Origin of the sequence: Streptomyces alkaliphilus (genome assembly GCF_014141535.1) — a bacterium.
GTDB classification, from domain to species: domain Bacteria; phylum Actinomycetota; class Actinomycetes; order Streptomycetales; family Streptomycetaceae; genus Streptomyces; species Streptomyces alkaliphilus.
The window spans coordinates 1-1,299 of the sequence record NZ_VKHT01001221.1 but is presented as its reverse complement, the minus strand read 5'-3'; the positions used below and the strand labels follow the sequence as shown (position 1 = coordinate 1,299).

Below are 1,299 nucleotides of genomic sequence, written 5' to 3'. Positions count from 1 at the left end.
GTCATCTCCCCGATCCCCCGCTTCCCGCTCCGGTTCCTGAGACAAAGCTATCCCTTACGCGCTGTGGGTGGCAGGGAAGCTACCGAAGGTTATCCCCCGAGGGGGCGGAATCGGCCTTTTTCGGGATGGGACGCACGTCAACCCGGGTGACGGCGCCGCAGGTGGAGGCGTCACCCGAACGTGCGACCGTCCCTCCGGGCCCCGGGTGCCACGCGATGGGGCGGGCCGCGCCGACCGGGGCGATCCGACCGAAAACCGGCAGCGGGACGCGCGCGCCGCGCCCCGGGGAGCGCGCCCCCGCTCGGCACGCCCTCTTCCCGTCGCCGGGTTCCCCCGCCCGTGCCCGTGCCGGTGGGCGCACCCGTGGGCGAGGGGGCCGGGGCCCGGCGCGGTCGCGAAACGACGAGGGCCCCACCCTGACGGGTGGGGCCCTCGAACGACTCCCGTGGAGTCGGATGGAGCGGACGACCGGGTTCGAACCGGCGACCTCAACCTTGGCAAGGTTGCGCTCTACCAGCTGAGCTACGTCCGCCTGCGCCACCGAAGCCTACCCCATGCGGATCCGCCGGGGCCCCTCGGTGCCGTGCGCGGTCCATCATAGCCAACCGCGCTCGCGCGCGACGCGCACCGCCGCGTGCCGATTCTCGGCGTGCAGCTTGGCCGCCGCCGAGGAGAGGTAGTTGCGCACCGTCCCCGGTGCCAGCGAGGCCCGTTCGGCGATCTCCGCGACGGGGGCGCCGTCCTCGGCCAACTCCAACAGCTCGGCCTCCCGCGCGGTCAGCGGAGAGTCGCCCGAGCTGATCGCGTCGGCGGCCAACTCCGGGTCCACGTAGCGCTGGCCCGCCCGGACGGTACGGATGATCTCCGCCAGCCGCTGCGCCGAGACGGTCTTGGGCACGAACCCGCGCACCCCCGCCGCCAGCGCCCGCTTCAGGTGGCCGGGCCGACCGTGTCCGGTCACGATCATCGTGCGGCACTCCGGCAGGTCCTCCCGCAGGCGTGTGGCCACTCTCACACCGTCGGCCCCCGGCATCTGGAGGTCCAGGACCGCCACGTCCGGGCGGTGCGCCATCGCCATGGCGAGCGCCTCGGGGCCGGTCGCGGCCTCGGCGACCACCGTCAGGTCCTCCTCCAGCGCGAGGAGGGCTGCCAGCGCGCCCCGGATGAGGTGCTCGTCGTCGGCGAGCAGCACCCGGATGGGGGAGGGATCGGTCGGTGTCATGCCTCGCTCCTCTGCTCCGGTTCGCGGTCGTGATCCCGGTGGTCCCCGTGATTCCGTTGGACGTCCCCGTCCCCGTC

At 73.7% G+C, this 1,299-nt stretch carries 1 protein-coding gene and 1 tRNA gene; both read right to left on the bottom strand.

The genetic code is table 11. The annotated features are described in order from the left end of the window. Positions 1-456: 456 nt before the first annotated feature. A tRNA-Gly gene (locus FNQ90_RS23560) sits at positions 457-532 on the bottom strand. A gap of 63 nt (positions 533-595) precedes the next feature. Further along, complete coding sequence (locus FNQ90_RS23555; protein ID WP_143624063.1) at positions 596-1,222, bottom strand: response regulator transcription factor; 627 nt, start codon at positions 1,220-1,222, stop codon at positions 596-598. Positions 1,223-1,299: the final 77 nt, after the last annotated feature.